9 protein-coding genes are annotated in these 6,399 nt (G+C 35.1%); 2 read left to right on the top strand and 7 right to left on the bottom strand.

What is annotated here, in order from left to right:
- Positions 1-211: 211 nt before the first annotated feature.
- The 6 genes from LVD47_RS19900 to LVD47_RS19875 all read right to left on the bottom strand — a co-directional run bounded on the left by LVD47_RS19900 (position 212) and on the right by LVD47_RS19875 (position 3,576).
- The gene (locus LVD47_RS19900) at positions 212-706 is read right to left on the bottom strand and encodes a PIN domain-containing protein (RefSeq protein ID WP_236979982.1); all 495 of its coding nucleotides are present in this window, start codon (positions 704-706) and stop codon (positions 212-214) included.
- A gap of 57 nt (positions 707-763) precedes the next feature.
- Positions 764-1,216 carry a helix-turn-helix domain-containing protein gene (locus LVD47_RS19895; protein WP_236979980.1) on the bottom strand — a complete coding sequence of 151 codons (453 nt, stop codon included), beginning with the start codon at positions 1,214-1,216 and terminating at the stop codon, positions 764-766.
- A 128-nt stretch (positions 1,217-1,344) separates the two neighbouring features.
- A complete protein-coding gene (locus LVD47_RS19890) occupies positions 1,345-2,259 on the bottom strand; it encodes an exonuclease domain-containing protein (protein ID WP_236979978.1) in 915 nt (304 codons plus the stop codon).
- Between the two features lie 152 nt (positions 2,260-2,411).
- Positions 2,412-3,002 (bottom strand): competence protein CoiA, encoded by a 591-nt coding sequence (locus tag LVD47_RS19885; RefSeq protein ID WP_236979976.1) that lies wholly within the window; start codon positions 3,000-3,002, stop codon positions 2,412-2,414.
- A 77-nt stretch (positions 3,003-3,079) separates the two neighbouring features.
- Positions 3,080-3,361, bottom strand: coding sequence for a Txe/YoeB family addiction module toxin (locus LVD47_RS19880; protein WP_236979974.1), 282 nt, complete (start codon positions 3,359-3,361; stop codon positions 3,080-3,082).
- Positions 3,343-3,576 (bottom strand): DUF2683 family protein, encoded by a 234-nt coding sequence (locus tag LVD47_RS19875; RefSeq protein WP_236979972.1) that lies wholly within the window; start codon positions 3,574-3,576, stop codon positions 3,343-3,345. Before LVD47_RS19875 ends, LVD47_RS19880 begins: the two co-directional genes overlap by 19 nt.
- A gap of 926 nt (positions 3,577-4,502) precedes the next feature.
- Between LVD47_RS19875 and LVD47_RS19870 the strand changes: the two genes are divergently transcribed.
- On the top strand, positions 4,503-4,883 hold the full coding sequence (locus tag LVD47_RS19870; protein ID WP_236979970.1) for a hypothetical protein: 381 nt from the start codon (positions 4,503-4,505) through the stop codon (positions 4,881-4,883).
- 62 nt (positions 4,884-4,945) lie between these two features.
- Here the strand turns inward: LVD47_RS19870 and LVD47_RS19865 are convergent, their stop codons facing one another.
- Positions 4,946-5,395: a hypothetical protein gene (locus LVD47_RS19865; protein WP_236979968.1), complete on the bottom strand. Its 450-nt coding sequence runs from the start codon at positions 5,393-5,395 to the stop codon at positions 4,946-4,948.
- Here LVD47_RS19865 and LVD47_RS19860 point away from each other — a divergent pair.
- The gene (locus LVD47_RS19860; protein ID WP_236979966.1) at positions 5,385-6,269 is read left to right on the top strand and encodes a transposase; all 885 of its coding nucleotides are present in this window, start codon (positions 5,385-5,387) and stop codon (positions 6,267-6,269) included. The genes LVD47_RS19865 and LVD47_RS19860 overlap by 11 nt on opposite strands.
- The last annotated feature ends 130 nt before the right edge of the window (positions 6,270-6,399 follow it).

The raw sequence follows: 6,399 nt of genomic DNA, 5'->3' as shown, positions 1-6,399 counted from the left end.
TTTCGGGGTTTTATTTTATCTAAAATACAAATTAATATCCTGATAACCAAGTATTTGAGTTACTTCTGAATATCCCTTGTTATTGTATATTATTAGTAAATTGTCGTGTTTGTAGAATTGTAGGGGAGACAAATAGGGGACGATACGGTGGAAAAGAAGGGAAAATTAATGATTTGAGCATCCATCTTTTGATTGACCAATTTAGTAATTTCTAAATCAATGAGTGCAAATAATCTGCCGTATTCCTCAAACCGTTCTTCCTAAAAATATCAAGAACGTGAAATTCATCATACGGTGGATTTTTCTTCATAATTACCAAATCTCTAAACGCCCTTACACTCAAATCATGGTTTAGGTCAATAATATCGGTGAAAAAATCATCGGGTTCCTTGGCAGAAAGCCCAAAACCTGATAAATATTCTTCGGGGAAATCTTTCAGGTTATTGGTTACAATCAAATTTGCATTCGTTTTTATTGCAGCTGCCAATACATGTTTATCTTTATCATCAGGCAATTCTAACGTTTTGATTAAGAATTCATAGTTCTTAACCAATGCATCAGGAAAAGCTTCGTTAACTGCTTCCGTTCTTTTTATAGCTTCCGGTTCTGGTACCCCTTTACGGAGCATCACATCCATCCATTCGTCAAAAATGTGATTACTCCATTTGGGAGTATATAGATCGTGATAAGCAAACCAAAGCAACAAATCTCGAATCCCAAAGGATAAATAACATTTGTATCCAATACACAAGTAAATCGAACACTATGAATCATACAATCCCGCTTCTTCGTCCAATTCCATGATCTTACTTATAGTCGCTTTTTGCTTTGCTTTCAAAGCATTCTTGTATTTAACTACATCCTCATACTTCACTCTTCGATGTTTGCCCACCTTGGTAAACGCAATCTTCCCTTCCTCCAACAATTTAACCACATGAGGCCGGGAACAACCTAGAAGCTCAGCTGCTGCTTGCGTAGTCATTTCTGTAGCGATAGGTACGATGGAAATCGGATTGCCCTGACTGATTTCCTTCAAAATATTCACCAGGAGCTTTAAAGCACTTCTGGGCACTTTTATCCTTACCTCAGTCTCTTCTATTTCTATCTCCGGGTTATCCGATCGCAATTGTTCCAATGCAGCAGACAAGGCATCATACGATTCCATTGCTGCTTGTTGTTCCTCTTTTGAAGGTTTCTTTGTATTTATTAATTCCATGACTTTTAGGTCTTTTGTTTATCCATCTATAAAAATAAACGAAATAAACGAAATAAACGAAAAGGGGTTGCTTTCCCCTATAACTTTTTCACATTTCCCTGATTTACTCTTTAGTTCTCTAAATTGTTTCAATCATTATTAATCATTTCCAAAAACTGACTTTCGGATAAAAGCTCTATTGAATTTCCTTGAGCTAAATACTTCTCAGCTTTTTTCATCTTTGAACTTTTAAATCCTTCTCCAAACTTTCTATAATCTTGATCTCCAACGATTAAATAATTAGTGTCTACCGTTACACCACGACTGCAATTACCACCTATTTCTAACACTTTTATTTGTGCATCTTTTCTCACCATCGATTGAAGTGTTCCTGTAAAAACAACCGTTTGGCCATAAAAAGGACTATCTGGTTTAAAGTCTGAATCATCAAATTCTAAATCTGAAATTTTATGTCTAGTAGATTTTTTGGCAGAAGGTCTATATCCTCCTTTTGACAATTGCCCAATTCGTAAATCAAACTTCTGACTAATAGCCTCAAAACTTGTTACCTCATTATCTTTGAAAATTCTAATTGCTATTTCCGCGCATGCTTCCGCATCTGATAACGCTCTGTGATGGTCTAATTCGATACCTAAATACTTACAAATTGAATCTAATTTAAATGAGAATAATCCTTTTAGTAATTCCCTCGACATTTGATAAGTACAAGAATAATTAGTTTCAGGGTAATCAATATCATATAAATTCAGGGTATGCCTTAATACACTAATATCAAAAGATGCATTATGAGCAATTAATGGATAGCTTTCGAAATCTTTTCTAAGTAATTTATAGATCTCATCAAACTCGGGTTCATTCTCGACCGTTGATTCGCTTATTCCATGCAAAAATGTATTGTAAGGATCAAAGTAGTTATCTTTTGGTCTAATCAAAAAAGACTGCTTTTCAACCATCTCAAAACCTTCAACTCGCACTAGTCCAATTTCACATGGGCTCTCTCTATTCGAATTTGCGGTTTCAAAATCAATTGCTATAAAGTCCATTTTATTCTATTTAATGACATTAATAACTTTCTTCCAAAACATTTTTTGAGCATATCTTTTACCACAAACATCCGAAAATTGAAATTCGACTTCATGGTACTCTAATATGAGATCCATATCAAAAAAGAGTATTTGAAATTTAACGAAGAATATCATTCTGAGTTAAATATTTTCATTAGATAATTGATCTGTACTTCACTTAACTTTTTATTTTGAAGTATTTTATCCCTCTTCTTTCTTAACTTCACTTCTACCTGATACGATATCTTAAAAAATGAGTTTAACCGGCCACCTAGTAATTTTCGTTCTACCTCTTCGATGTCCATTTTTACAGATTGCAATGGAAGTATCTGTATATTGAAGTCTATTGCATTAACGACCCAGATTATTCTCTTATAAAATTGCTCTCTCGATTTTAATTCATCAATAGAAATTGGCGAGTTTTGAAATTCAATAACTAATTTCTTTGATGGATTATAGACGTCAGCTATATGCCTCTCATTATTTTCAGGATCAGGCATCACTACTTCTTGCCAATCACCTGGGAATTCATTCTTCCAATTCCTGTGCCATTCAGTTTCATTTTCCCACCAGTTGTCACAATTTTTTTCTCGCTTATGTGCCCAGTGGTGAATTCTAATTTTACCACATTTTGGTATTAAACCAGAACCACAACATCGACAAATTCCCATTGCTTCTTTCGAAGCTTCAGTTTTACATCCGTCAACTAGTGCGAACTTCATTTAGTAAATTTATAATTATACTTTTATGTGCATGGGGAAGATATCTATACAAATAAAATTAAAAGATTATTATTAGACTATCTATCCCCATAATGCCCCTTTGCCGATACAATAAGCACTGTTACTGTACTTTCCGATACTTTATAGATCATCCGGTCTTTTTTATTGATTCGACGTGACCAGTAGCCTGAATATTGGTATTTGAGTAATTCCGGTTTACCTATTCCCGAATAAGGAGATTCTGACAACTCTTTGATGATTCGTTTTATGCGCTTGGTCGTTGATTTATTCCCGGACTTATGATGAAAAGAAAGATGTTTTTTAGCCTCGTCTGTAACATCTACAAAATACTTTCCCATAGATTGTTTACGTCTTTTATACGACTAACCCGTCCGGCTTTTTCATCAGCAATGCCTTTTTCCAGGATATTTACATTCTCAGGATCAGAAAACCATCGATCCCCGGAAGGACTGGGATTGTTTTCACTAGAATAGGGGATATTCAGTTCTTCCAAAAACTTTAGAAGCATTTGTGTTTTTTTCTTGCTATTAAGTTCGATGGTGATTCGTTCCATACTATGTGTATTTAAACAAATATACTATTTTATTACTATCAACGTAAAATACGTTTAAAAAGTTGATAGTTAAGTGATTTACCGCATTTGCATATTAATAAAATAGCAAATTATCTTATCCAAGAGGGTAAATTGCCAAGAAGATGAAAGGCTTATCTTTGGAACGTTAGTAATTAAATATTAGATTTATTGTTAATTCAAGTAAATTACTCTAATGTATTCCCCAAATTAATTGACTATGTGGAACCAAGTTAACTAAATTGGCAATAAATCTGGACTTGAGATAAAATATTTTGGATCAAGATAGTATTCAATATGAACAGGCTAATCCCCTTTATTTTAGTTGTTTTTATTCTATCAGGTTGTTCAATTTCTAAGAAAATTGACTGGTCAAATTCATTCTGGGGTGAACTCCTATCCGAAGAATTATATCTATACAAGGAAAATGATTCCAATTCTTTAGTTGAAAATTCAGTAATAAAAGGCTCAATCCTGTATTTTCATAAAACGAAGGGTGATTATCGGGAGGTGTACACAAGGAATCTCCAAACTGTTAAATCTAAATATAGAAATAAATATAGGTTTTATTTGTACAAGCCAAATTATAGAAAGCTAGATTATCATTATACAAAGAGCAAAGATTCTATTCATGAAGTTCCTTACGACATTAACAAAACCTATCTTACCGGACCAAGAGGGGGATGTTATTATATGAACAGTCAGGGAAACAAAACTTATGTAAACAGACATTATTGCAATGAATTATTTTATCCTACTACAACAGTAAAAACCAATCGTACGTATAGTAGAAAGAGCTCTAAATGCAATACAGTTCAATGTTCTGGAAGAACTCAAAAAGGCGCTCGGTGTAAAAATAAGACAACAAATTGTTCTGGACGATGCCATCTGCACTAATTAAATACATATTGAGTGTATTTATAATAATTTCTGTTTTCACTCAGGTTTCAGCCCAATCTGAAAACGATTATGCTGACTTTATACAATCTCTAATTGGGGGACAAAGAGAATATTCCGTGCAAAGTGGTAGAGTGGATTTATTAACCGATAAATACGCATTTGAAATTGAATGGGCGAATAAGTGGAAAGAATCGATTGGTCAGTCTCTATGGTATGCTGTTCAAACTAATAAGAAGCCAGGTATAATCTTGCTTATGAGAAACAAAAGCGACTACAAATATTTTATTCAATTAAATACGGCATTGGAATATGCAGACCTTGTTGATAAGGTAAGGGTTCATATTTTTCCGAATGATTTTGAGAAGCTTATTGAGGAAACAAAGAATTAAAAATTGAGACTGGGTTCAATAGAGATTATTATTCTTACCTAACCCACAATAGCGGCCTGTTTTCACCTCTCAAAGAACTCAACTTCAAAATCCTTTACACCATCGAATGTCTTAGGTTCAACAAAATATTCAAAATTTGCAGATTGTCCGGCTCCAAAAGGATCACCATCATTTACATAAGCACGACTGGAATGTACAATGTCACCCTTGCCATTAATAAATTTAATCTTGACAGTTCCTTTTATTGACCGATTGGTCTTATTTCTGATTGAGCCTTTTACACCCCAGGCATTGGGAAAATCCTTTTCAATTCGTACATTTTCTACGGAAACGTTTATAGATTTTTTTGTAGAGGAGCTGGAAGAACTACCTGGATTGTATTGCCCTAAAAAGTAAAGGACTGAAATAATCCCAATAATAAGAACGAACCACCTTAGGCACCCTCTTCTTTTTGTGCTTTTAGGTTCTTTAGTTTGTTTTTCCGGTGAAATTAAAACCCTTATGCTATCCAATCAGGATACTTTATGGTCTGAATCAGGGGAAAAACATCTGCACTCAGAAAATCAGACGAATTTGCCGGCCAAAGAGTCGATACCGGATAAAATCTTAAAGAACGATCCCCGGCAAGCTATTTTTGATCAAGTCAAGCAATTGCAAAAGCAGTCGATGGCAGTGAACAAGATTGCTCGAGATTTAAATATCAGTCGCAATACTGTTCGTATGTATTTTGCGTTGAACGAACTTCCCTCACGGACTTATGGAAAGTCTACCCATTTTGATGTTTTCGCGGATTATGTTCTGCCCCAATTACAAGAACCCGACTATATCGTAAAAGATATTATCGATCAAATCAAGGCACTCGGCTATACAGGGAGCCGGTCCCAGGCCTATCACCGTATTAATCAACTAAAACAGCTCACCGGGTTATCGGCGGATGAGGGCAAGGCCGTACGCCACAGAAAAATCCCTTATGTAAAGCCGCTCAGTTCCCGTCAGTTGTCCCGATTGATCGGCCAGGACTTGAAAGAAATCTCAGATACCCACCAACTCCAATATCTGAATACCCTACTGACTCATAATACAGAATTTCAACGTGTAAGAAAGCAGATACAAGTCTTTCGAATCCTACTGAAAACGGGTGAGAGCAATAGTAAAGATTGGATTGATGGTATCCTCAACTCAGAATACGCATTTGTGGGATTAAAAACCTTTGCCTGGGGATTGCTCCAGGATTTACAAGCCGTGCAAAACGCCATTCAATGGCCATGGAGCAATGGTCCCGTAGAAGGACATGTGAATCGAATCAAATGTATCAAAAGAACGATGTATGGAAGAGCCGGTTTTGACCTGCTAAGAAAAAAAGTCATTCTCTCTAATACCGGATAAACTTCCCCAAATGTAACGAAGAACCAACAACTCCGGATTATCCACTCGAAATTTTCATTTCGGCTTAAATCCTTGATTTTTAATGGTTTTATCTTCTTTTCTTTGGATGATTTTTTCGAGAGAGTGGTAC

This window comes from Membranihabitans maritimus, from assembly GCF_021729145.1.
Lineage (GTDB): Bacteria > Bacteroidota > Bacteroidia > Chitinophagales > Saprospiraceae > Membranihabitans > Membranihabitans maritimus.
The sequence above is the reverse complement of the archived record's forward strand: the minus strand, read 5'-3'. Positions and strand labels throughout refer to the sequence as shown.

Coding starts and splice junctions, on each gene's coding strand:
- LVD47_RS19860 (WP_236979966.1), top strand. CDS start 5,385: ATGCTATCCAATCAGGATACTTTATGGTCTGAATCAGGGGAAAAACAT.
- LVD47_RS19885 (WP_236979976.1), bottom strand. CDS start 3,002: ATGAAGTTCGCACTAGTTGACGGATGTAAAACTGAAGCTTCGAAAGAA.
- LVD47_RS19895 (WP_236979980.1), bottom strand. CDS start 1,216: ATGGAATTAATAAATACAAAGAAACCTTCAAAAGAGGAACAACAAGCA.
- LVD47_RS19875 (WP_236979972.1), bottom strand. CDS start 3,576: ATGGAACGAATCACCATCGAACTTAATAGCAAGAAAAAAACACAAATG.
- LVD47_RS19890 (WP_236979978.1), bottom strand. CDS start 2,259: ATGGACTTTATAGCAATTGATTTTGAAACCGCAAATTCGAATAGAGAG.
- LVD47_RS19880 (WP_236979974.1), bottom strand. CDS start 3,361: ATGGGAAAGTATTTTGTAGATGTTACAGACGAGGCTAAAAAACATCTT.